Below are 23756 nucleotides of genomic sequence, written 5' to 3'. Positions count from 1 at the left end.
ACGACCGAGACGCAAGAGATGCACGGGACGAACGAGCCGGCCGGTGCCTACGAGCCCACCGACCGCACCGTCCCGAGCCGTTCCCGCGAACGGGCGCGCTACGACCGCGAGACGGTCCACTCGATACTCGACCAGGGCTACGTCTGCCACCTCGGCTTCGTCCGCGACGGTGCCCCGGTGGTCCTGCCGACCCTCTACGGCCGGGTCGGCGAGACCCTCTACGTCCACGGCTCGACCGGCTCCCGCCCGCTGCTCGCCGTCGGCCAGGCCGACCCGGGGCTGCCGGTCTGCCTGACCGTGACGCACGTGGACGGCCTGGTGCTGGCCCGCTCGGCCTTCCACCACTCGATCAACTACCGCTCGGTGGTCGTACACGGCACGGCTTACCAGGTGACCGACGAGGACGAACGCCGGACGGCACTGGACGCCCTCGTCGACCACGTGGTCCCGGGCCGCTCGGCCGACTCCCGGCCCGCCAACGCCAAGGAGCTCGCCGCCACCGCGGTGATCCGTCTGGACCTGACCGAGGTGTCGGCGAAGCTGCGCACCGGCGGCCCCAACGACGAACCCGAGGACCTGGACCTGCCCTTCTGGTCGGGCGTGGTACCGGTCGCGACGGTGCACGGGACCCCGGTCCCGGCCGACGACCTGGCCGACGGGATCGCCGCGCCGGACTACCTCGCGGCGCTCTGAACCCGCACGGCGGCGGGCCCGACCTCGGGCCCGGCCGCCGGCCGCCGCGCCTCGGCCGCGATCAGCGCCCCCACGGCGGTCAACAGCAGTACGGTCCCCAGCACCACGGCGCCGGTCAGCCGCTCGCCGAGTACCAGCACCGCGATCACCGCCGCGCTGACCGGCTCGATCAGCATGATCACGGACACCGTCGCCGCGCGCACCGCGGCAGCGCCGGTGAAGTACAACGCGTACGCCAGAGCCGTCGGCACCGTGGCGACGTACACCAGCAGCCAGAGCACCCGCCCGAGTTCGGCGGTATGCGGCAGCAGCCCCTCCAGGGCAGCGAGCGGTAGCAGGCACACCGTGCCCACCCCGACCGACCAGGCGGTGGTGACCAGCGGATCCCCGCCCGCCCCGCGCTGCCCGAGCCAGCGGGCCCGCAGGGTCATCCCCGCGTAGCCTGCGGCCGACAGCAGCGCCCAGCCGACGCCGAGCGGCCGCACCTCGGCGCCCCCGCCGCCCAGGACGAGCACGGCCAGCCCGGCGAGCGCGCCGGCGACGGCGACCGTTCCGCCCCGGCCGAGCCGCTCGCCCATCCAGTACCGCGCTCCGACCGCGATCAGTACCGGCCCGGCGCCGAGGGTGACCACCGTGCCGACCGCGAGGCCGGTCTCGCGCACGGCGCCGAAGTAAGCGGACTGGAAGAGCGTGAACATCAGCCCGGTCCCGACGAGCGACCGGACCGACGGTCGAGCAGAAGGCCGTACTGACGGACCGGTCGACGGACGCGCCGACGCCGGCACCCGGGGCCTGCGTACGGCGAGCACCCCGAGCAGCACCGCCAGCCCGCCGGCGCACCGCCAGAACGACAGGGCGAGCGGACCGAGGTCACTGGCGAGGAAGAGGAGGGAGGCGGCCGCCCCGGCAGTGCCCCAGGCGGCGCCGGCGACGACGAGGTACAGCAAACTGCGCCCGGCAGCGGGCGAATGGTTCGACACGTGTGTGCTCCGCGCATGCGTGAAGGATGAGAAGAAGGAGGTCATCGCTTCGCGGGCAGCACGAACCCGCCCGGGAACTCCCCGGGCCGGGTCCTCGTACGGTTGAGCGTCTGCCCGCGGCTAGGCGGCGGGCGGCGGAAGCACGGTCGAATGCATGATCGGCACTCTAGGCCGCCGTCGTCTCGCGGTCCAGCACGGCCGGATCCGCCGCCCCCGGCGGGGTGGGCCGCGAGGACTGTGCGATGAAGGCTCCGCCCAGCACCAGCGCGCCGCCGACGGTCTGCGGGGTCGAGAGGTGCTCGCCCAGCAGGATCCAGGCGAAGACGGTGGCCACGACCGCCTCCAGACAGGCCACGACGCCCGCTACCTGGGGCGAGAGCTTGCGCACCGAGACCACGCCGGTCAGGTACGCGAAGACGGTCGCGATCAGCACCACCCAGCCGAGCAGCACCCACGCGGGCACCGAAAGGTCCCCCATCGCCGCCTGCCCGCCCAGCACCTGCCAGTCGATCTCCCACGGGCGGGCGATCACCGTCATCACCAGCGCGCCGACGAGCATCCCGTACGCGATCACACCGAGCGGGTCGGGCACGTCGTCACCGTCGGCACCCTGGTCCGCGAAGACGAAGTAGAAGGCCTGGCAACAGGCCGCGGCAAGACCGAGCAGTACCCCGAGCAGGTCCAGGCTCAGCCCGGACCAGATCTCGACCACGCAGGCCAGCCCCACGACGGCCACCGCGGCGCCGGCCGCGGCGGCCCGGGTCACCGGCTTGCGCTGCACGAAGCGGATCCAGCCGAGCAGTAGCGCCGGACCGAGGTACTCCAGCAACAGGGCCACGCCGACGGGGATCCGGGACAGGGAGGCGAAGTAGAAGGCCTGGACGCCCGCGACGGCGACGAGTCCGAAGCCGGCGAGCAGCAGGGGTTTGCGCAGCAGCAGATCGCGGTGCCGCCAGGCCAGCGGGGACAGCACCAGCGCCGCCCCGGCCACCCTGAGCCAGACCATGTGCAGCGGGTCCAGACCCGCCTCGATCAGCGGCTTCGCCGCCACACCCGAACCACCGAACGCGAACGCCGAGACGAGCGCGAGGCCCAGTCCGGCGTTTCTCCCTGACGCTTGCATCGGGCCATCATGGCAGGGCAGGTCAGGACCGTCACGCGTGTGACACCTGTTGAGATGCATCCGACACCCACCGTGACCGGGGTAGTCATTTCTGACAGGTCGTCAGTATTGAATGTTCCGGCCGCCGCGGCTACGTTCCGCCGCACGTACCCGACGAGGAGGGCCGGTCGCATGGCTGAAGTCACCGCGGAATCACGCATCGAGGCGCCCGCCGCGAAGCTCTGGGCCCAACTGACCGACTGGGCGGCGTACGGCCAGTGGAGCATGACGCACACCAGCTTCCCCAAGGGCGGCCCCGAGACCCTCGCGGTCGGCGCCACCTTCGAGGAGAACATGAAGATGATGGGCTTCCCGGCAGAGGTCCTGTGGACCGTGTCCGAGCTGGAGGAGGAACGCCTCTTCGCCATCACGGGCAAGGGGCCGATGGGAGTCGCGGTCCTCACCCGCTACACCCTGATCCCGGACGGCGGGGCCACCACGGTCCGCATCCACGGGGAGTTCACCGGTGCGGCCGTCTCCCTGATGGCGGGCAAGCTCAAGGATTCCGCCACGGCCGCCCTGAACGAGTCGCTCCGCAAGCTCGCCGGCCTGGTCGCCTGACCTTCTCCCCCGGACGCGGGCCCGAACGCGGGCCCGAGCATGAGCCCGAGCGCGGGCCCGAGCGCGGGCCCGAGCGCGGGCCCGAGCACCTCCGTACGCACGATGGCGCGCCCTGCAAGAGGACCCGCGGGGCGCGCCCGTGCGACCGCCGATCAGAGTCAGTGTTCGTCGGCCAGGATCAGGTAGAGCTTCTTGCGGGCGTCGTTGATGACCGCGAGCGCCTTCTCGCGCTGTTCCGGCGAGCCGGTCTTGAAGACCTGCCCGAAGGCCTCCATCAGGCCGACACCGGCCGTACGCACCTCGTGCATGGCCTCGAAGTCGAACCCGCGCCCGGCGTCGGCCCAGGGGGCTTCCGGGCCCGACTCGGCCTCGATACGGCCGGCATCGGTGAGCGTGAACAGTTTCTTGCCGCCCTCGCTCTCGCTGGTGATGAGCCCTTCGTCCTCCAGCAGCTGAAGGGTCGGGTAGACCGAGCCCGGGCTGGGCTTCCAGGCCCCGCCGCTACGCTCGCCGATCTCCTGGATCATCTCGTAGCCGTGCATCGGGCGGTCCTTGAGCAGCGCCAGGATCGAGGCGCGCACGTCTCCCCGCCGGGCCCGTCCACGCGGTCCCCCGCGCCCCCCGCGCCCGCCGAAGGGGCCGCCGCCGAAAGGCGGTCCGAACGGGCCGAAGGCGGCACGACGCCCCTTGAACTCCTCCCGACGATCGGGCCCGCAGTGGCCGTGGCCCCGGCCGTGCTCGTGCCCGTGGTCGTGTCCGTGCTGTCCGTGCTGTCCGTGTGAACGCATGACTGCGCTCCTTTCGTCTTTCGGTGATCTCGTTATCGCTCGTGCGATACCTCAACTATCGTTGACCCATCGCGATGCATCAACGATATATCGGAAACTCTTAACGAACACGCCTTTGACCAGGTCGTTTCCCTGTGTCGAGGACCGAGGATCCGCCGTATCGTCGGGACATGCGCCTCCGAATCGTCGACGCCTTCACCGACCGCCCCTTCAGCGGCAACCCCGCCGGGGTCCTGCTCTTCGACGGGGAGTTCCCCCCGGACCCTTGGCTCCAGCAGGTCGCCGCCGAGGTCAACCTCTCCGAGACCGCCTTCGCCCGGCCGCTGCCGCCCGGCAGGGACGCCGACTGGGCGCTGCGCTGGTTCACCCCGTCCACCGAGGTCGACATGTGCGGCCACGCCACGCTCGCCACCGCGCACGTGATCGCGACGACCGGCCTCGCGAAAGGGCCGATCCGGTTCTCCGCGCGGTGCGGCATCCTCACGACCGACAGCGCCGAGGACGGCGCGATCACCATGGACTTCCCCACGTCCTCGCTGACGCGGGTGGAGGCCGACGCCGAGGTGCAGCGCGCACTGGGGGCCCAGATCATGTCCGTTCACGACACGTCCGAGCACATCGGCGACCTGGTCGTCGAGCTGGCCGACGAGCGGACCGTGCGCCAACTCGCCCCGGACATCGCCGCCCTGCGCGGCTACGGCCGCCGCGGGGTGATCGTCACCGCGGCCGCCGAAGACCCCTCGCGCGGGTACGACTTCGTCTCACGCGGCTTCTTCCCGGCCTTCGGGATCGACGAGGACCCGGTCACCGGAAGCGCTCACACCGCCCTCGCGCCGTTCTGGGCCGCCCGGCTGGGTCGTACCGAACTCGTCGGCCTCCAGGGCGGGGCCCGCACGGGGCGCGTCGCGGTCCGGCTGGTGGGCGACCGCACGCGCCTGACCGGCAGGGCGGTCACGGTCATCGACGGCGAACTCCTGGCGCGCCCCTGATCCCGGGCCGGTAGTTCGACCCCCGGCACCGGGAACTATGGGGTCGGCAGCCAACCCACCTTGCCTGCGAGCAGCGCGTACCCGCCGAAGGCCACGATGTCGAGCAGCGCGTGGGCGACGACGAGCGGCCCCACCCGCCCCCAGCGGCGGTAGGCCAGGACGAAGACCACACCCATCACCATGTTGCCGAGGAAACCGCCGATGCCCTGGTAGAGGTGGTACGAGCCGCGCAGCACCGAGCTGGCCAGCAGCGCGGCCGTCGGCGACCACCCCAGCTGATCGAGCCGGCGCAGCAGATAGGCCAGCACGATGACCTCTTCCACCACGGCGTTCTGCAGCGCGGAGAGGATCAGTACGGGGAACTTCCACCACACGTCCGGCAGCGCCTCCGGCACCACCGTCAGGTTGAACCCGCTCGCCCGCGCCGCCAGATAGAAGGCCAGCCCCGCGCTCCCGATCCCGGCCGCGACCAGGGCGCCGCGCCCCAGGTCCCAACCCGGCCGGGTGCGGTCGAAGCCGAGCACCCGCAGCCCCGGCGCCCCCTCCCGGGTCAGCAGGTGGGCGACCAGCAGCACCGGCACCAGTGCGGTGCCGATGCCGAACAGCTGCCAGGCCAGGTCCAGCCAGGGCCGGCCGGGGGCGTACGAACCGTTGAGCGTGGCGGCCTGGTCCTTGAGGCCGCCGGGCTTGGTCAGCGAGCCGATGAAGCTGATCAGCGACGAGAAGGCGCTCGCTCCCAAGGACAGGGCCAGCACGAGCAGCGTCTCGGTGCGCAGGACCCCCCGCCCGCCCTCGCGCAACGCCTTGACCTCCGGCTCCGGCTCCAACCGCACGCCCGACTCCCGTCCCGCCGTCCCGTTTCCGTTCACCCCATACTGCCTCTTCGGCGGAGGAACGGGATCACCGGACTCGGAACCCGGGCGGAGCGGCGGGCTCAGCGCCGGGCCGGCACCGGGGCGCTCACCTCCTCCTCCGCCAGCCCCACCGGCCAGGTGTGCACGGGATCGCCCTTGTGCATCAGCTCGCTGTAGCGCCGGGTGATCGCCGCCAGCGCCGCGTCCCGGTCCATGCCGGCCGCGAGCGCCCGGTGGTAGGTGTCCACCTGCCAGGTCGCCCCGTTGACCCGCCGCTGGCAGCGCTCCTCGATGATGCCGAGGTAGTGGTCCCGGTCGGCGGGCTCGATGCCCCAGGCGTCCAGTCCCGCCGCCGCCATCGGCAGCAACTCGTCCAGCACCAGCCGTACCGCGGGCACGCTGGCCAGCGTGCCGCCCCGGCCGCGGCGCGGCCACCGCAGCCGCGCATCGATCCCGTACCGACAGGCCGCGTCGAAGTTGGCCTCCGCCTCGGCGAACGGCAGCCGGGTCCACACCGGCCGCTGCTCGTCGGCGAGGGTGCGGACGAGCCCGTAGTAGAAGGCGGCGTTCGCGACGACGTCGGCGACGGTCGGACCGGCCGGCAGCACGCGGTTCTCCACCCGCAGGTGCGGCACCCCGTCGGCGACCCCGTACACGGGCCGGTTCCACCGGTAGACCGTGCCGTTGTGCAGGACGAGCTCCTGGAGGCTCGGGACGCCGCCCTCGGCGAGCACGCGCAGGGGCTCCTCCTCGTCGCAGATCGGCAGCAGGGAGGGGAAGTAGCGGACGTTCTCGGCGAAGAGCTCGTACGCCGATTCCACCCAGCGCTCCCCGAACCAGGTCCGCGGCCGTACCCCCTGCGCCTGGAGCTCCGGCGGCCGGGTATCGGTGGCCTGCGTGAAGAGCGGTGGCCGCGACTCGCGCCACAGTTCCCGTCCGAACAGGAACGGCGAGTTGGCGCCGACGGCTATCTGTACGGCGGTCACCGCCTGCGCCGCGTTCCACACGTCGGCGAACCGGCCCGGCGTCACCTGGAGGTGCAGCTGTACGGAGGTGCAGGCGGCCTCCGGAACGATCGATCCCGTGTGCCAGGTGAGCCGCTCGACCCCGTCGATGTCGAGCAGGAAGTCCTCACCGCGCATCATCAGGATCTGCTCGTTCAGGAGCGAGTAGCGGTCCACCGCCGAGAGGTTGGCGGCGACCAGGTCGGAGCGGGTGATCGTCGGCAGGATGCCGATCATCACCACCCCGGCGTCGATCTCCGCGGCCTGCCGGTGGGCGTACCCGAGGCCTGCACTCAGTTCCTCGGCGAGCTGGTCGAATACCCGGCCGCCGAGCCGGTGCGGAAGTACGTTCACCTCCAGGTTGAACATTCCTAGTTCGGTCTGGAAATCGGTGCTCGCAATCCGTTCCAGAACTTGGGCATTCACCATCCTCGGCAGCCCGTCGGCGCCCGCGAGATTCAGCTCGATCTCCAGCCCCATCATATTCTTCGGGCGATCGAACCTCTTCTCCGCCAGAAGCCGCTCCAGCCCCTCCAAGCACTCGTGAAGCTTCCTCCGATATCGCTGCCGATCGGACAGGTCGAATCCGCCCGCCACGACCTTCTCCCCCATCGAAGCGTCCCTCCTCGAGTGAGCCTGGCCCCGGCATCCAGGCGCGCATGTACGGTCGATGATGCCCCGGAGCCGTGATCGATAACGCCGAGGGGGCGTGCATGGCGGGGAGCGCGCGCCGGTTTGGCCGAAGGGCGCTATGGCACATTCACTTGGCAAGACGCGGTATGCAAATTCCGCATCGATTGTGCCGGTTCCGGATAGCTGACGCTTTCCAGCCGAGCCCCTGTCCGGTAACCTCCGAGGTCAGGGCGACACGTTCGCGTACCACCGGCATGGAAGCCATGCCAGCGGGACCGGTAAACGCCTTGTCGGCAATAGCCGGGACGGCTAGCCGAAACACTGCGCGAACACATGTCGTATAAACTCCGCAAACGAGGCAGAGAGTTGGCGCGCGGCCATTGCCCCTCAGCCCCCCTCTGGCCCCAAAATGCGACAGCGCCGTCCGCACCTGCCCCATTCCACAGGTCTCCCAAGTGAGAGGCGACCCACCATGCCGCTGCATGTCCCTCCGGCTCCCGCGCCCGCCCTGCGCAGCGTCCTCGCGGCACTCGGTTCCCCCACCGCCGTCCACGAGGCGCACACTCCGGCCCTGCGCGCGCTACAGGGTCCGATGACCGCCGAACTGCCGCTTCCGGTCCACGTCCTCGACCGGCTCAACGTCTCCGAGCTGGCGGCGGGGGGCCGCCCGCCCCGCACCCGGCTGACCGCGTGGCGGTTCCTGATCCGCAGCGGTGACCGCTACGTCGCCGCTGCGGACACCCGGCTCACCCCGGACGGCTGGGTCTTCTCCCACTTCTTCGAGGGGCCCTACGTAGCCGCCACCGAACGGGCCCTGCGCCAAGCGGAATCGCTCGGCAAGAACTACCAGCCGCGGCTGCTCTCCGTACCGGAGTTGTACATGCTGACGCTCTGGCTGCACGGAGCCGTCGGCGCGGACGCCTCCGCCGGACTGCCGGCGGCCGCGGACCTGCTGGTGCCCCTCGCGCCGGCCCCGCCCGGCATCGCCGCGTACCGGCCGCATCCCGTTTCCGAACTGCTGCCCGTGATGACCCATCGGCTCACCCCGCCGAGCCCACCGCTCCCGCCCTCGGTGGCCGCGCCGGCCGCCTGAGCAGGGGCCGAGCAGGTTCTGAGCAGGAGCCGAGTACGGGCTGAACAGGCCCGTTCCGAGCCCGTGACCCGTCCGGCCCATTTGGCCTAGCCCACTCGGACCACCCGTGAACCACCCGAAATGACAGGGGAGTTGAGCTGAACCGCCCGCACGAGTGATGCGTCATCAATCTATGAGGACAGCTGCCGGGAAATCCCTGCGGACCCAAGTCCGGAGGGGAACACTGGGACCCTGACCGAACCAAGACGTTGATACGGGGGGCGGCCATGAACAACGCATCGAGCCGCAGCACACAGACCACACCGCAGCGAAAGAACGCATCCATGTGCCAGCACCAGCCAGCGTGCCCGTCAGCCCACTCCGCCGACCGCGAGGCCGCCAAGCCCGTGGCCAACCACCCGGAACAGGGCTGGAGTCTGCTGTGCAACGGCGTCCTGCTCTTCGAGGACACCGGCGAGCTGCTGCCGGACGGCCAGATCATTGCGCCACACCGCCCGCTCGCGGCGGCGCAGGTGATGAAGGCGGCCTAGAAGTGGCCTAGCCGACGACAGCACGGAACGGAAAGGGGCCGGCCCAGGAGTCATTCTCCCGGACCGGCCCCTTCGTCACACCGTCGTATCAGACGAATGTGTCATGTCGCCGTGCGGCTCAGTTGTCGTACTCGTCCAGCGGCGGGCAGGAGCAGACCAGGTTGCGGTCGCCGAACGCACCGTCGATGCGGCGCACCGGCGGCCAGTACTTGTCCGCCGCCGTGACTCCGCCGGGGAAGACGGCCTCGTCGCGGGTGTACGGGTGGTTCCACTCGCCGCCCAGCGCCGCCGCCGTGTGCGGGGAGTTGGCCAGCGGGTTGTCGTCCACCGGCCACTCGCCGCCCGCGACCCGCTCGATCTCGGCGCGGATGGCGATCATCGCGTCGCAGAAGCGGTCGATCTCGGCGAGGTCCTCGGACTCCGTCGGCTCGATCATCAGCGTGCCGGCCACCGGGAAGGACATGGTCGGCGCGTGGAAGCCGTAGTCGATCAGACGCTTGGCGATGTCGTCCACGCTCACGCCCGTCGCCTTCGACAGCGGGCGCAGGTCGATGATGCACTCGTGCGCGACCAGGTTGCCCGGGCCGGTGTAGAGCACCGGGTAGTGCGGCTCCAGACGCTTGGCGATGTAGTTGGCGCCGAGCACGGCCACCTGGGTGGCGCGCTTGAGGCCCTCGCCACCCATGAGGCGCACGTACGACCAGGAGATCGGCAGGATGCCGGCCGAACCCCAGGGGGCCGCGGAGATCGGGCCGACGCCCGTCTCGGGGCCCGCGGTCGGCTGCAGCGGGTGGTTCGGCAGGTACGGAGCCAGGTGGGCCCGGACACCGACCGGGCCGACGCCCGGACCGCCGCCGCCGTGCGGGATGCAGAAGGTCTTGTGCAGGTTCAGGTGCGAGACGTCGCCGCCGAAGTGACCCGGCTTGGCCAGGCCCACCAGGGCGTTGAGGTTGGCGCCGTCCACGTAGACCTGGCCGCCCGCATCGTGCACCTGGGCGCAGATGTCGGCGACGTGCTCCTCGAAGACACCGTGCGTCGAGGGGTACGTGATCATCAGCACGGCGAGCTCGTTGCGGTACTGCTCGATCTTGGCGCGCAGGTCGTCCGTGTCCACCTCGCCGTCGTCGGCGGTCTTGACGACGACCACCTTCATGCCGGCCATCACGGCGCTGGCGGCGTTGGTGCCGTGCGCGGAGGACGGGATGAGGCAGATGGTGCGCTGTTCGTCGCCGTTCGCACGGTGGTAGGCGCGCACGGCCAGCAGGCCGGCGAGCTCACCCTGGGAGCCGGCGTTGGGCTGGATGGAGACCTTGTCGTAGCCGGTGACCTCGCAGAGACGTTCCTCCAGCTCGTTGATGAGCGTGAGGTACCCCTCGGCCTGCTCGACCGGAGCGAACGGGTGCAGCTGGCCGAATTCGGGCCAGGTGACCGGCTCCATCTCGGTGGTCGCGTTGAGCTTCATGGTGCAGGAGCCCAGCGGGATCATGCCGCGGTCCAGCGCGTAGTCCTTGTCCGCCAGCTTGCGCAGGTAGCGCAGCATCGCGGTCTCGCTGCGGTGCTGGTGGAAGACCGGGTGGGTCAGGTAAGCGTCCGAGCGCAGCAGGCCCTCGGGCAGCGCGTCGGCGGTGGTCCCGTCGAGCGCCTCGATGTCCGCGTTGACGCCGAAGGCGGCCCAGACGGCCTCGACGTGGGCGCGCAGGGTCGTCTCGTCGCAGGAGACCGCGACGTGGTCGGCGTCGACCTGGAACAGGTTGACCCCGCCCTCGCGGGCGGCGGCGACGACCTCGGCGGCCCGGCCCGGGACGCGCGCGGTGAGGGTGTCGAAGTAGCTGCCGTGCACGAGCTCGATCCCGCCGGCCGTCAGACCGGCCGCCAGCAGCGCCGCGTAGCGGTGCGTGCGGCGGGCGATCGTCCGCAGACCGTCGGGGCCGTGGTAGACGGCGTACATGCCGGCCATGACGGCGAGCAGCACCTGCGCGGTGCAGATGTTGCTGGTGGCCTTCTCACGGCGGATGTGCTGCTCACGGGTCTGCAGCGCCAGGCGGTACGCCTTGTTGCCGTCCGCGTCCACGGAGACGCCGACGAGGCGGCCGGGCAGCGAGCGGGCGTGCTTGTCCTGGACGGCCATGTAGCCGGCGTGCGGGCCGCCGAAGCCCATCGGGACGCCGAAGCGCTGGGTGGTGCCGACCGCGATGTCCGCGCCGAGGGCGCCTGGAGAGGTCAGCAGGGTCAGGGCGAGCAGGTCGGCGGAGACGGCGACGATCGCGCCGAGCTCGTGGGCCTGGTCGATGACCGGCTTGATGTCCCGTACGGCACCGGAGGCGCCCGGGTACTGGAGCAGCACGCCGTAGATGCCGCGCTCGGCGATCTCGGCCGGGATGCCGGCGGACAGGTCGGCGACGACGACCTCGATGCCGCTCGGCTCGGCACGGGTCTCGATCACCGCGATGGTCTGCGGCAGCGCGTCGGCGTCGACGAGGAAGACGTTGCCCTTGGCCTTGCCCACGCGGCGGGCCAGCGTCATGGCCTCGGCGGCGGCGGTGCCCTCGTCGAGCAGGGAGGCACCGGAGGTCGGCAGGCCCGTCAGGTCGGCGACGACGGTCTGGAAGTTGAGGAGCGCCTCAAGGCGGCCCTGCGAGATCTCCGGCTGGTACGGCGTGTAAGCGGTGTACCAGGCCGGGTTCTCCATGACGTTGCGCAGGATCACCGGCGGGGTGAAGGTCCCGTAGTAGCCGAGACCGATCATCGACGACAGGACCTGGTTGCGGTCGGCGAGCGAGCGCAGCTCGGCCAGCACCTCGGCCTCGGTCCGCGCCTCGGGCAGGTTCAGCGCCTCGGCGCTCTTGATCACATCCGGGACCGCGGCGGCGGTCAGTTCGTCCAGCGAGCCGTAGCCCACGTGGGCGAGCATCTTGGCCTGCGCCTCGGCATCAGGGCCGATGTGGCGCTGCTCGAAGGGGATGCCTCGCTCCAGCTGGGAGAGCGGAATGCGGTTGGCGGTCATGTACGGAGGCCTCCTGGGTCGTACGACCTGCGAGGGGCACCACGGCGCGGGCACCCGGACGGCCTCCCCCTCTGTCATCTCAACCTGAGAGCTTCACCGGGCCTCGCGGGGTCGCCCGCGCGGTCCGGCTTTCACCGTCGGTGAGGAGGGGAACCGGCACTGTGCGCCCGGTACCCGCCCCTGCTTTCCAGAGTGGCCTCGTCACGTGCGGTACGTATGCCTGAGAGATTCCGGGGAGGATTTGCTCCTTCGGCGCCTCCGTCACGCTCACTCGGAGGACTCTCCCGCACAGGGTCAACAGCCACCACCCAGCCTACCAGCGAGGTTCCGGGGCCTCCCTCGAGTGGCCCCCTCCGCGGAAATGCACTTTTGTTGTCATTACGGAGGAGTTGCGACCATGTGGAGGGACCGTGCAGACCGACATCGATCCGCGCAGCCTGATCGGCCGCAAGGCGTTCGACCGCAACGGAACCAAGATCGGCACCGTCGACGAGGTCTACCTCGACGATGCCACGGGCGTGCCCGAATGGGCCGCCGTCCGGACGGGCCTGTTCGGTCGGGACGCGTTCGTCCCGCTGGAACCGAGCGAGGTGGTCGACGACACGCTGCGGGTCCCCTTCGAGCGTTCCCTCATCAAAGACGCCCCGGACTTCGGCGTCGGCCGTCACCTCTCGCCCGAACAGGAACTCCAGCTCTACCACCACTACGGTCTGGACGTCTCCCTCCCGTCGGACATCCAGCGCGACTTCGGCCACCTGGCGAACGGCGAGGACACCACCACCTGAGCGCGTCCGGGTAGGTCCGGGCGGCCTCGCGGGCGGATGACCGTCACCCGGACGCAATCCGCTCAGCCCTCCGGCACGGTCCTCCCTACGAGCGGCAGCGGATCGGACGGCTCCAGGTCGGGGTCCTCCACCCGGAAGGTACGCACCCGGCCGGGCGGCGATCCGGGCTGCTCGAACCGCACGGTCACCCTCCCCACTCCACTGCCCTGCACCCACCCCGGGCCGTAGACGGCGTGGAGTACGTCACTCCCGGCCGCCCAACGGCGCTCCCGGGCGGGATCCGGCTCCCCGGACCCCTCGGCTGCCCCCGCGCCCTCCCGAGCTTCTGCCGGCCCACCGGGCGCACCAGGCCGGCCGCCCTCACTGTCTCCGCCGTCTCCGCCATCTCCGCCGTCCCCGCCGTCTTCGGTAGTCGCTGCACGTGCCTCGGCTTCCGCGCCCCGTGCAGCTGCCGCCTCGGCTGCGAGGGACTGCGCGAAGAGATCCTCCTGGGTGTAGTCCGCCAGCCCGGTCACCCCGACCCCCAGCAGCCGCACCCCGCCCGTGGTGTCCACGGCCTCCAGGAGCCGCGCCGCCGCCTCCCGGACCACCGCGGGGTCGTCGGTGGGCCCCCGGAGCGTCTCGGAGCGCGTCAGGGTGGAGAAGTCGTAGCGCCGCACCTTCAGCACGATCGTGCGACCCGAGTGCCCGGAGGCCCGCAATCTCTGCACGCACCGGTCCGCGAGCCGCTGCACCTCGATCCGGATCCGCACCCGGTCGTGCAGGTCCACGTCGAAGGTGTCCTCGACCGACACGGACTTCGCGTCGCGCTCGGCGACGACGGGTCGGTCGTCCAGCCCCAACGCCATCCGGTAGAGGCCGACCCCGTGCGAGCGCCCGACCATCCGGACCAGCTCGTCCTCCCCGGCTTCGGCCAGCTCACCCACGGTGGTGATGCCGGCCCGCCGCAGGTGTTCCCCGGTGGCCGGTCCCACCCCGGGCAGGGTCCGTACCGACATCGGTGCGAGCAGGGCCCGCTCCGTCCCCGGCTCGATCAGCAACAGCCCGTCCGGTTTCGCCTCCTCGGAGGCCACCTTCGCCAGCATCTTCGACCCGGCCAGCCCCACCGACGCGCTAAGCCCGGTCCTGGCCAGGATCTCGGCCCGCAGTCGTTTCCCCGTCTCCAACGCGGACTCCGCATCGAAGGCGGTGTGGCCAGCCTCCAGGTCCACGAAGGCCTCGTCGAGGCTGAGCGGCTCCACGAGCGGAGACAGCTCCCGCAACAGGGCCATGACCACGTCGCTCACCGACCGGTACAAGCTGAAGCGAGGGATCAGGTACGCCCCGTTCGGGCAGAGCCGGCGGGCCTGGGCCATCGGCATCGCCGAATGCACGCCGAAACGCCTGGCCTCGTACGAAGCGGTGGCGACCACCCCGCGCGGCCCGAGCCCGCCGACGATCACGGCCTTCCCCCGCAGGCTGGGCTTGGACGCCTGCTCCACGGACGCGTAGAAGGCGTCCATGTCGAGGTGCAGGATGGTCGGCGCGGCTCTCACAGCACCGATGCTGCCTCACACCACTGACAATCGACGGCTACCCGGGCGCTACACGGCAGAGCCGGACCCGGCCCGCGCACCGGTAGGGCCGACGACCGGCCTCAACCGACTCGGTTGCGCCGTGCGGCCAGCTCGTCCGTCGGGTTGTGCCCGATCACCGTCTCGCCGGTATCGACCCGCTCCCCGTGCAGCTGGGACAGCGCGTTCTCGACATCGCGCCAGACCACGCCGACCGCGATCCCGAAGACGCCCTGCCCGCCCTGGAGCAGGCTCACGACCTGGTCCGGGGAGGTGCACTCGTACACCGTGGCACCGTCGCTCATCAGCGTCATGCGTTCGAGGTCGGAGAAACCGCGGTCCCTCAGGTGCTGCACGGCGGTCCGGATGTTCTGCAACGCCACACCGGTATCCAGGAAGCGCTTGACGATCTTGAGGACGACGACGTCCCGGAAGCTGTAGAGGCGCTGGGTGCCGGAACCGTACGCGGCGCGCACGGTCGGCTCGACCAAGCCGGTCCGCGCCCAGTAGTCGAGCTGCCGGTAGGTGATGCCCGCGGCGGCGCACGCCGTCGGCCCCCGGTAGCCGACCTGCTCGGGTGCCGGCTCCGCACCACCCGGTGCGACCGGCGCCGTCTCCGGCTGACGGCGCGCGGAGCCCGCCGCACTGCCGTGGAGCGGGTACGGCCCACCGTCACTTCGTGCGGGGATGCCCCCGGTCGTACCGTCGCCCGTGACTCTCACGCCGACCCTCCGTCCTTGACCTGCCCCCTCGAAGGTAGGCAGTCACCAGGGGTGCGTCAACGATCGCCACACTCGGCACGCCGAGTGATAATCACCCTGAGAGTGGTTTCGCGTGCCCTTTTGCGGGAAAGGCTGGTCGAATGGGCTGACGGCGCCTGATGGACGGCAAGGTCAGCACCTCACTGCGGCCCGGTGCCGAAGTCCTCCGGGGAGATCTGGTCGAGGAACTCGCGGAACTTCTCCACCTCGTCCTCCTGCTCGTCCGGAATCGCGATTCCGGCGTCGTCCAGCACCCCGTCGCTGCCGTAGATCGGGGTCCCCGTGCGCAGGGCGAGCGCTATGGCGTCGGAAGGCCGCGCACTCACCTCGACCCCGCTGGCAAAGACCAGCTCCGCGTAGAAGACACCCTCCCGCAGATCCGTGATCCGGACCTCGGTGAGCTCCTCGCCGATCGCCTCCAGCACGTCCTTGAACAGGTCGTGCGTCAGCGGCCGGGCAGGGGCCATGCCCTGCTGCGCGAAGGCAATGGCGGTCGCCTCCCCTGGTCCGATCCAGATGGGGAGGTACCGGTCGCCTCCCACTTCACGCAGGAGCACGATCGGTTGGTTGGAGGGCATTTCCACCCGGACACCCACAACGTCGAGCTCGTTCACACAGTAACCCTAGGACCTGCCCGGCAGGTTTGGGTAGTCGGGCCCGCGACGGGGATCTACGCCATCAGCGCAGACGGACCCCGAGAGCGGTCTGCACCAAGGCCTCGTGGAGCCGTACGGAGAGTCCCGCGAGCTCTTTCATCGTGGCCTCGGCGTGGGCTCTGGTCTGCGGGTTGCGGTGCCGGCGCAGCGGTGCGACGACCTGCTCCACCAGGCCCGCCTCCCGGTCCGCAGCGGCCTTCATGGCCCGCAGGTGCCGCGGTTCCAGCCCGAAGCGGCCCAGATCCGCCACCAGGCGGGCCACGGTGACCGCCTCGGGGTCGAATCCGCCGCCGGGAGCCTCGCCGATCAGCCCGTACGACTCCCACTCCGCCAGCTGTACCTCGTCCACGTCGGCCGCGGCGATCAGCTCGGCGCGACCCACCCGGGCCGCAGTCGGCCGCTCCCGGCCGACCTCGCCGTAGACGGCTCCGGGGCCGGCGGCATCGGCGGAATCCCCGTGCGCCGTGGGCGCCGGGATGCGGATCTGCTCACCGCGTGCAAGGGCGTCCAGCTGCTCGCGAATGACTTTCAACGGCAGGTAGTGATCGCGCTGCAGGCGCAGGATGCGGGCCAGCCGCTCGACGTCCTCGGTGCTGAACTTGCGGTACCCGGAAGGTGTGCGCCTGGGCTCGACGAGCCCCTCCGCCTCCAGGAAACGAATCTTCGAGATCGTGACTTCGGGAAACTCGTCGCGCAGCAGGGTGAGCACCGTGCCGATGCTCACCAGCCGCCCGGCCGAGCCGGCGGTGCCGTTTCCGGCACCGCCTGTCGGGGTGCGCAGCATGGGACCTTCCATGGGGTCCCCCGGACGGAGTCTGGGGGAGGGTCAGATGCCCCTCAGGCTCGCGTAGAAGACCAGTCGGTACTTGCCGATCTGCACCTCGTCGCCGTTGTTCAGGGCGACCGAGTCGATCGGCTCACGGTTCACGTACGTGCCGTTGAGGCTGCCGACGTCGGCGACGGTGAAGCCACCGTCCTGGCTCCTGCGGAACTCGACATGCCGCCGGGAGACCGTGACGTCGTCCAGGAAGATGTCGCTCTGCGGATGCCGGCCCGCCGTGGTCAGCTCACCGTCCAGCAGGAAGCGGCTGCCGGAGTTGGGGCCGCGCCGCACGATCAGCAGGGCGGAACCCGGGGGCAGGGCTTCCACCGCGGCCTGGGCCTCGGGAGACAGCGAGGACGACACGTGCTGTTGCCCCGACACCTCGGCCTCGTAGGCCTCAAGGCCCGAGATCGAGATGGTGGACGTGGTCTCCGAGGCACGCTCCGGCGTCAGACCCGCCCGCAGCGGCGCGCCGCAGTTGGAGCAGAACCGGCTGGCCGCATCGCTGCGGTGTCCGCACCTGCTGCAAACCTGCTCGGCCGACATGGACGGCTCCTCGCGCCGCGGCTGCCCCGCGGAGGCATTGGTGGCATACGGGTCGGGGGCAAACCCTCCACCCGCACTTGAGGTTGATGGTTCACCGAAACCTATGCGTCCGGAACCGGCGGGGTCAACAGCCGACGCGCCCGGCACGCCCGGAACCACCCCCGCGCCGGCGACCTCGTCACGGAAGAGCGGCCGGTCGCCCTGCCCTTCCACCTCTCCCTGCCCTGCACGGTGCCTGGCCGCACCGCTTTCTTCACGGCTCTTCTTGCCGAACAACTTCTCAAACAACTTCACGGGCGATTCCCCTTGAACGAAACAGACCCGCCCGTGGGGCAGGACGAACTCCGAATGCACAACCTGCCGACCCGGACATTCTCACAACGTCCGTAACCACCAGACAGTTTCCACCACGCACCACGACTTCAGTGCGCCGACCCCCCGCAGGCATCAGCCCGCGTGGGCCCGTCCGCCCTCCGTCTCGCATCATGACGATGACGACCGAGCGTAGTCAGGCTGCTTCGCAGCCCGCAAGACATCCACAACGATCTTCGCCGACCGTGTGACGGCGACGGTCGCCTGTTCCTTCTCCAGCGTCTGCACGACACCGCCGGGGATGTTCAGGGCCGGCTCCAGATCCTGCGATTTTCCGATCACCTTGAACTCGTAGGGCTGTGTGATCTTCTTACCGTCGATCGCGATCCCGCCGCCCTCGTCCGAGAAGTACGAGCCCGCCACGATGCGCACACCGTTGATCTGGATCGCCTCGGCACCGGCCGCCCGCAGCTCCTGGAGCGTGTCCAGCAGCTGGTCCGACTGCACCTGACCCTTGGGGTCGGTGATCTTCAGCGTGATGCCCGGGCCCTGCGCCGCCACCGTACCGGCCAAGATCCCAAGTTGGCGTTCCTTCTCCACGGTCTGGCGGCGGGCCTCCTCGGCCTGGTTGGAGCTGCTCTCCAGCTCCTTGCGCTGGTCCTCCAGCTGCTGCTTCTCGTCTTCCAGGCGCTTGGTCCGCCCGTCGAGCTCGTCCAGGATCCTTACGAGGTCCTCCTGGCGGGCCCCGCGCAGCGCGCTGGAGTCGCTGTTCGACCGCACCTGAATGGCCAGACCCAGCCCGAGGACGAACAGGAGCAGCGCGACGATCAATTGGGCCCGACTCACGCGCGGCGGCCACAGACCGGCCGCCAGCCGCTGCCGACCCGTCTGCGCGGGCTCGACCGGCGGGGCGGGTGCTGCCGGTGCTGCGGATTCTGCGGGTGCGGCAGATGTTGCGGACGCACCGGGCTCCTCCGCCGGCCGATCGGCCTTCGCCCCGGGCCGCGCACCCTGCACCGGCTCGTCCTGCGGCGGCAGCTCCGAGCCCATCGGCTCCTCGGGCGGATTGTCGTTCGTACTCATCGGCCTCACGCCCGGAACACGTGCCGGCGGATGGCCGCGGCGTTGGAGAAGATGCGGATGCCGAGTACCACGACCACGCCGGTGGACAGCTGTGAGCCGACGCCCAGCTTGTCGCCGAGGAAGACGATCAGCGCGGCGACGACCACGTTCGACAGGAACGACACCACGAAGACCTTGTCCACGAAGATGCCGTCGAGCATCGCGCGCAGACCGCCGAACACCGCGTCCAGCGCCGCCACCACGGCGATCGGCAGATAAGGCTCCACGACGGCCGGCACTTCGGGCCGGACCAGAAGTCCGACCACCACTCCGGCCACCAGGCCCAGTACCGCGATCACGATGCACCCTTCTTCGGCTCTTCTGCTGCAGCTGTAGCTGTACGTACGGTCAGGCTCGACGCGGCCGGCAGCCGCACCTCGTCGGCGGCGGACAGGGTGTAGCGGATTCCGTAGCTCTCCTGCAGTACGTGCAGGTACTGGCCGTCCGCAGAATCCTGGAACGCGGTGCCGAGCCGCTTCTTGTCCCCCACCGCCAGCACCTCGTACGGCGGTACCAGCGGCCTGTTGTCGACCAGTATCGCGTCACCCGCGGCCCTGATCGCGGACAGCGCCGTCAGCCGCTGTCCGTTGATCGAGATGGCCTCGGCCCCGGACTGCCAGAGACCGTTGACGATCTTCTGCATGTCGCGGTCCCGGACCCGGCCGGTGTCCGAGAACCCGGCGTTCTCGCGCGGTTTGCCGCCGGCAGCCGAAGAGGAGCCCTTCGCGTCGTCGACGACCAGTTTGACCCCCGGCCCCCGGACTTCCGTGGCACCGGAAAGCAGCGCCACGAGCTGCCCCTGATCGCCACCGTGCTGCTTGAGCGCCTCGCGCTGGCGGCTCAGTACGTTCGCCCTCAGCCGCTCGATGTCCTGCTCCAGGCCGTCCGCGCGCTCGTCGGCCCGCTGGACCCGGTCGATCAGCTCCTGGCGCTCCTTGGCGAGCACGGGCGCGGCTATCCGCGCCTGGGCGGCACCGAGCGTGACGACCATGGCAGCGAGCACGAGTCCGGCGGCGAGCGCCAGTTTGGCCTTCAGGGTGCGCGGCAGACCCGCCGTGCCCTCCGCCTCGCGCCGGGCCGACGCCTCCGCGTAGCCCTCGTCGAGACTGTGGTCCATCACGTGCGTCAGCAGCGACATGGATGCGTCCGGGCGCGCAGGGGGCGCCGGCACCGAGCTCCGGTTGTGGGGCGGCTGCGACATGCCGCTCATCGTCGCATGTCGGCGCCGCCCGCACCGAATGCGCCCATCCGGTGGACAGGGAGCAACCGCCCCGCCCCCGGCCCACCGGACGTCGTCCCGCCCCTATTACGTCGCGCCGTCCCCGGCGCTCACTGCTCGGCGCTCACTGTCCGGCGCCGTCCACCACGCTCGCCCACTCGTCGAGCAGCGCCTGCGCGGAGGCATCGTCGGGGCCTTCGGCCCACAGGTGCGTGACGGCTTCCGCCGGGTCCGGCAGCACCAGCGCCCACCGCCCGTCGGCCTCCACCACCCGTACGCCGTCGGTGGTGTCCACCTGCCGGTCCCCCGCCGCCTCCACGACCCGCCGCATCACGAGCCCCTTCACCGCCCACGGGGTCGGTACGTCCCGCTTGAGTACATGGGCTCGCGGTATCCGCGCATCGATCTGGCTCAACGTGAGCTGGGTCCGTGCCACCAGGCCGATCAGCTGGACGAAGGCCGCCGACCCGTCGAACACGCTGCTGAACTCCGGGACGATGTATCCGCCCCTGCCGTCTCCGCCGAAGATCGTGTTCTCCGCCCGGCCCACCCGCGTCAGATCGTCGGGCGAGGTCGTCGTCCACTCCACCTGCGTGCCGTGGTACGCCGCCACCTGCTCGGCGATCCGGGTCGTGGTCACCGGCAGCGCCACCTTGCCGCTGCGCTTCTCCGCGGCCACCAGGTCGAGCATCACCAGCAGCGCCCGGTCGTCCTCGATGATCCGTCCGCGCTCGTCCACGAGGGAGATCCGTTCTCCCACGGGGTCGAACCGCACCCCGAAGGCGGCCCGCGCGGAAGCCACGATCTCCCCGAGGCGCACCAGCCCGGCCCGCCGGGACTCCGCGGTCTCCGTCGGCCTGGACTCGTCGAGCCCCGGATTGATCGTCAGCGCGTCCACACCGAGCCGGCCCAACAGGCTCGGCAGGACGAGCCCGGCACTGCCGTTGGAGGCGTCCACGACCACCTTGAGCCCGGAATCCGCGATCCCGGTGATGTCCACCCGCCGCAGCAGCGAGCCCGTGTAGGCGTCGAAGACGCTGCCCGGGAACTGGAGGTCACCGATCTCGCCCGGGAACGCCCTCCGGTACTCCTGCCGCGCGTACACCCGGTCCAACTTGCGCTGCTGCTGGAGCGAGAGGTCCGCTCCCCTCTCGTCCAGGAACATGATGTCCACCGAGTCGGGCACACCGGGCGAGGTCCGTAGCACGATTCCGCCGTCACTGCCGCGCGCGGTTTGCTGCCGCGCCACGGGAAGCGGAACGTTCTCCAGGTCGCGCACGTTGATGGCGCTGGCCTGGAGCGCCGAGATCACGGCCCGCTTCAGTGCGCGGGCGCCTCGGGAGTGGTCACGTGCGGTGGTGACCGTCGCCCCCTTCTTCAGGGTCGTCGCGTACGCACCGGCGAGCCGGACCACCAGCTCGGGTGTGATCTCCACGTTCAGGATCCCGGAGACTCCACGGGCACCGAAGAGGTGCGCCTGCCCGCGCGACTCCCAGATCACCGACGTGTTGACGAAGGCACCGGCCTCGATCGTCTTGAAGGGGTAGACGCGCACGTTCCCCTGGATAATCGATTCCTCGCCGACCAGACACTCGTCACCGATGACGGCGCCGTCCTCGATCCGGGCGGCCCGCATGATGTCGGTGTTCTTACCGATGACACAACCGCGCAGATTGCTGTGGGGCCCGATGTAGACGTTGTCGTGGATGACGGCCTTGTGGAGGAACGCCCCGCTCTTGACGACGACGTTCGACCCGACGACGGTGTGCTCGCGAATCTCCACACCGGCCTCGACCTTGGCGTAGTCCCCGATGTACAGCGGCCCGCGCAGCACCGCGTCGGGGCTCACCTCGGCGCCTTCGGCGATCCACACCCCGGGCGAGATCTCGAAGCCGTCCATCTCGACCTGGACCTTGCCCTCCAGTACGTCGGCCTGCGCCTTGACGTAGCTCTCGTGGGTGCCTACGTCCTCCCAGTAGCCCTCGGCCACGTAGCCGTAGATCGGCCGGCCTTCCTTCATCAGCTGTGGGAAGACATCGCCGGACCAGTCGACCGGAACATCCGGGTCCACGTAATTGAAGACCTCGGGCTCCATCACGTAGATACCGGTGTTGACGGTGTCCGAGAACACCTGTCCCCAGGTCGGTTTCTCCAGGAAACGCTCAACCTTGCCCGCCTCGTCCACGATGGTGATGCCGAATTCCAGCGGATTCGGCACCCGGGTCAGGCACACCGTGACCAGTGCGCCCTTCTCCTTGTGGAAGCGGATGAGGTCAGTGAGGTCGAAGTCCGTGAGGGCATCACCGGAAATGACGAGGAACGCGTCGTCCTTCAGGGCCTCCTCGGCGTTCTTCACACTGCCGGCAGTGCCGAGTGGCTTCTCCTCGTTGGCATAGGTGAGCTCCATTCCGAGCTCTTCGCCGTCACCGAAGTAATTCTTGACGAGCGATGCCAAGAACTGCACGGTGACCACGGTCTCACTGAGCCCATGCCGCTTGAGCAGCCTGAGCACGTGCTCCATGATCGGCCGGTTGGCCACCGGTAGGAGCGGCTTGGGCATGCTCGAGGTCATGGGGCGAAGACGAGTGCCTTCGCCACCGGCCATCACGACGGCCTTCATGTCGGAAGAGTCCTCCTTGAGAGACGACGTTCTCGCCGACCACACCCGTCTCGGACGGTGACTCGCAAATCCTCCGTGTCAGCCCGACGCCGAGCGAGCTCAATCGGCCGCGGCGTCCGCCTTCACGAGCCGGCGGACCTGCACCACGTAAAGGATTCCTGCCCACCAGTAGAGGGTTGTACCCCATCCGGCGAACGCCCATCCGAAAACTGCCCCCATCCAGGCCAACCAACCCGTGCCGTCGCTGAGCAACAGCAGGGGGAAGGCGTACATCAGGTTGAAGGTCGCGGCCTTGCCGAGGAAGTTGACCTGCGGTGGCGGATAGCCGTGACGGCGCAGGATCCAGACCATGACCAGCAGCATCAGCTCACGGGCGAGCAGCGCCCCGGTGAGCCACAGCGGCAGAATGTCTCGATAGGTCAGGCCGAAGAGCGTGGAAAGGATGTACAGCCGGTCCGCAGCCGGATCCAGCAGTCGGCCGAGGCTACTGATCTGATTCCAGCGCCGTGCCAGCTTGCCGTCGAGGTAGTCGCTGACCCCGCTCAGCATCAGGACGGCCAGGGCCCAGCCGTCGTACTCCTCCAGAATCAGCCAGAGGAACAGGGGCACGCCTGCGAGGCGAGCCATGCTCAGGATGTTCGGAATCGTGAAAATTCGGTCCGTCTGAACCCGAGTCTCCTGGACCTCCACCCGGGGGCCTCCACTGTTGAACGTACGAACGATGCCTCCTGACCCTACAGGAACAGGAAGGAACCCTGAACGCAGGAAAGCCCCGCACCATAAGGTGCGGGGCTTTCTCACAATGATTGTTCGGCGGCGTCCTACTCTCCCACAGGGTCCCCCCTGCAGTACCATCGGCGCTGAAAGGCTTAGCTTCCGGGTTCGGAATGTAACCGGGCGTTTCCCTAACGCTATGACCACCGAAACACTATGAAATTTAGAACATGCTGGTGTTTTCACAGCCGTTCGTTATTTCAGAACTAACACAGTGGACGCGAGCAACTGAGGACAAGCCCTCGGCCTATTAGTACCAGTCAGCTCCACCCGTTACCGGGCTTCCACATCTGG

General features: G+C 69.9%; 22 protein-coding genes, 1 rRNA gene and 1 riboswitch. Of the genes, 6 read left to right on the top strand and 17 right to left on the bottom strand.

Features of this window, described 5'->3' with window-relative positions; translation table 11 throughout:
• The first annotated feature begins 18 nt into the window (after positions 1-18).
• Positions 19-693, top strand: coding sequence for a pyridoxamine 5'-phosphate oxidase family protein (locus ABZZ20_RS00115; protein WP_356866081.1), 675 nt, complete (start codon positions 19-21; stop codon positions 691-693).
• Here the strand turns inward: ABZZ20_RS00115 and ABZZ20_RS00110 are convergent.
• Together ABZZ20_RS00110 and ABZZ20_RS00105 are read right to left on the bottom strand one after the other, a co-directional pair.
• Positions 675-1673, bottom strand: a complete 999-nt coding sequence (locus ABZZ20_RS00110; protein ID WP_356865041.1) for an EamA family transporter — start codon at positions 1671-1673, stop codon at positions 675-677. The two genes, ABZZ20_RS00115 and ABZZ20_RS00110, sit on opposite strands and share 19 nt — an antisense overlap.
• Positions 1674-1839: 166 nt before the next feature.
• Positions 1840-2796, bottom strand: a complete 957-nt coding sequence (locus tag ABZZ20_RS00105) for a DMT family transporter (RefSeq protein ID WP_356865039.1) — start codon at positions 2794-2796, stop codon at positions 1840-1842.
• A gap of 171 nt (positions 2797-2967) precedes the next feature.
• Here ABZZ20_RS00105 and ABZZ20_RS00100 point away from each other — a divergent pair, with 171 nt between their 5' ends.
• Positions 2968-3396 carry an SRPBCC family protein gene (locus ABZZ20_RS00100; RefSeq protein WP_356865037.1) on the top strand — a complete coding sequence of 143 codons (429 nt, stop codon included), beginning with the start codon at positions 2968-2970 and terminating at the stop codon, positions 3394-3396.
• A 158-nt stretch (positions 3397-3554) separates the two neighbouring features.
• Here the strand turns inward: ABZZ20_RS00100 and ABZZ20_RS00095 are convergent, their stop codons facing one another.
• Positions 3555-4184: a PadR family transcriptional regulator gene (locus ABZZ20_RS00095; protein WP_356865036.1), complete on the bottom strand. Its 630-nt coding sequence runs from the start codon at positions 4182-4184 to the stop codon at positions 3555-3557.
• A 170-nt stretch (positions 4185-4354) separates the two neighbouring features.
• On the opposite strand from ABZZ20_RS00095, the gene ABZZ20_RS00090 reads away from it, so the two are divergent.
• Entirely contained in the window at positions 4355-5173 is an 819-nt protein-coding gene (locus ABZZ20_RS00090) for a PhzF family phenazine biosynthesis isomerase (RefSeq protein ID WP_356865034.1), read from the top strand.
• Positions 5174-5208: 35 nt separating this feature from the next.
• On the opposite strand, the gene ABZZ20_RS00085 is transcribed toward ABZZ20_RS00090, so the two are convergent.
• On the bottom strand, positions 5209-6006 hold the full coding sequence (locus ABZZ20_RS00085) for a type II CAAX endopeptidase family protein (RefSeq protein ID WP_356865032.1): 798 nt from the start codon (positions 6004-6006) through the stop codon (positions 5209-5211).
• Positions 6007-6107: 101 nt separating this feature from the next.
• A complete protein-coding gene (locus ABZZ20_RS00080) occupies positions 6108-7643 on the bottom strand; it encodes a glutamate-cysteine ligase family protein (protein ID WP_356865030.1) in 1536 nt (511 codons plus the stop codon).
• Between the two features lie 493 nt (positions 7644-8136).
• Here ABZZ20_RS00080 and ABZZ20_RS00075 point away from each other — a divergent pair, with 493 nt between their 5' ends.
• Together ABZZ20_RS00075 and ABZZ20_RS00070 are read left to right on the top strand one after the other, a co-directional pair.
• Positions 8137-8757 (top strand): hypothetical protein, encoded by a 621-nt coding sequence (locus tag ABZZ20_RS00075; RefSeq protein ID WP_356865028.1) that lies wholly within the window; start codon positions 8137-8139, stop codon positions 8755-8757.
• Between the two features lie 323 nt (positions 8758-9080).
• A complete protein-coding gene (locus tag ABZZ20_RS00070) occupies positions 9081-9287 on the top strand; it encodes a DUF5999 family protein (protein ID WP_356865026.1) in 207 nt (68 codons plus the stop codon).
• A 118-nt stretch (positions 9288-9405) separates the two neighbouring features.
• Here the strand turns inward: ABZZ20_RS00070 and gcvP are convergent, their stop codons facing one another.
• A complete protein-coding gene (gene gcvP / locus ABZZ20_RS00065; RefSeq protein WP_356865024.1) occupies positions 9406-12291 on the bottom strand; it encodes an aminomethyl-transferring glycine dehydrogenase in 2886 nt (961 codons plus the stop codon).
• A gap of 198 nt (positions 12292-12489) precedes the next feature.
• Positions 12490-12588, bottom strand: a riboswitch (glycine riboswitch).
• A 113-nt stretch (positions 12589-12701) separates the two neighbouring features.
• On the opposite strand from gcvP, the gene ABZZ20_RS00060 reads away from it, so the two are divergent.
• Positions 12702-13076 carry a PRC-barrel domain-containing protein gene (locus tag ABZZ20_RS00060; protein WP_356865022.1) on the top strand — a complete coding sequence of 125 codons (375 nt, stop codon included), beginning with the start codon at positions 12702-12704 and terminating at the stop codon, positions 13074-13076.
• A 62-nt stretch (positions 13077-13138) separates the two neighbouring features.
• Here ABZZ20_RS00060 and ABZZ20_RS00055 read toward each other — a convergent pair whose 3' ends face one another.
• From ABZZ20_RS00055 to rrf, 11 genes are all read right to left on the bottom strand, one after another.
• Positions 13139-14611: a DNA polymerase IV gene (locus ABZZ20_RS00055; RefSeq protein ID WP_356865021.1), complete on the bottom strand. Its 1473-nt coding sequence runs from the start codon at positions 14609-14611 to the stop codon at positions 13139-13141.
• 101 nt (positions 14612-14712) lie between these two features.
• Entirely contained in the window at positions 14713-15351 is a 639-nt protein-coding gene (locus tag ABZZ20_RS00050; protein ID WP_356865019.1) for a MerR family transcriptional regulator, read from the bottom strand.
• A gap of 179 nt (positions 15352-15530) precedes the next feature.
• On the bottom strand, positions 15531-16004 hold the full coding sequence (locus ABZZ20_RS00045) for a bifunctional nuclease family protein (RefSeq protein ID WP_030009777.1): 474 nt from the start codon (positions 16002-16004) through the stop codon (positions 15531-15533).
• A 64-nt stretch (positions 16005-16068) separates the two neighbouring features.
• Positions 16069-16830: a MerR family transcriptional regulator gene (locus tag ABZZ20_RS00040; protein WP_356865017.1), complete on the bottom strand. Its 762-nt coding sequence runs from the start codon at positions 16828-16830 to the stop codon at positions 16069-16071.
• 42 nt (positions 16831-16872) lie between these two features.
• Positions 16873-17415 (bottom strand): FHA domain-containing protein, encoded by a 543-nt coding sequence (locus tag ABZZ20_RS00035; RefSeq protein WP_356865015.1) that lies wholly within the window; start codon positions 17413-17415, stop codon positions 16873-16875.
• Between the two features lie 483 nt (positions 17416-17898).
• Entirely contained in the window at positions 17899-18810 is a 912-nt protein-coding gene (locus ABZZ20_RS00030) for a DUF881 domain-containing protein (protein ID WP_356865013.1), read from the bottom strand.
• A 5-nt stretch (positions 18811-18815) separates the two neighbouring features.
• The gene (locus ABZZ20_RS00025; protein ID WP_030158423.1) at positions 18816-19148 is read right to left on the bottom strand and encodes a small basic family protein; all 333 of its coding nucleotides are present in this window, start codon (positions 19146-19148) and stop codon (positions 18816-18818) included.
• The gene (locus tag ABZZ20_RS00020) at positions 19145-20059 is read right to left on the bottom strand and encodes a DUF881 domain-containing protein (protein ID WP_356865011.1); all 915 of its coding nucleotides are present in this window, start codon (positions 20057-20059) and stop codon (positions 19145-19147) included. The genes ABZZ20_RS00025 and ABZZ20_RS00020 overlap by 4 nt, the downstream gene beginning before the upstream one ends.
• A 133-nt stretch (positions 20060-20192) precedes the next feature.
• Positions 20193-22688, bottom strand: coding sequence for a mannose-1-phosphate guanyltransferase (locus ABZZ20_RS00015; RefSeq protein WP_356865009.1), 2496 nt, complete (start codon positions 22686-22688; stop codon positions 20193-20195).
• Positions 22689-22787: 99 nt separating this feature from the next.
• Positions 22788-23378: a CDP-alcohol phosphatidyltransferase family protein gene (locus ABZZ20_RS00010; RefSeq protein ID WP_356865007.1), complete on the bottom strand. Its 591-nt coding sequence runs from the start codon at positions 23376-23378 to the stop codon at positions 22788-22790.
• A 118-nt stretch (positions 23379-23496) separates the two neighbouring features.
• Positions 23497-23613 (bottom strand): 5S ribosomal RNA (rrf, locus tag ABZZ20_RS00005).
• Between the last annotated feature and the right edge of the window lie 143 nt (positions 23614-23756).

It is taken from the genome of Streptomyces sp. NPDC006430, from assembly GCF_040612395.1.
Lineage (GTDB): Bacteria > Actinomycetota > Actinomycetes > Streptomycetales > Streptomycetaceae > Streptomyces.
The sequence above is the reverse complement of the archived record's forward strand: the minus strand, read 5'-3'. Positions and strand labels throughout refer to the sequence as shown.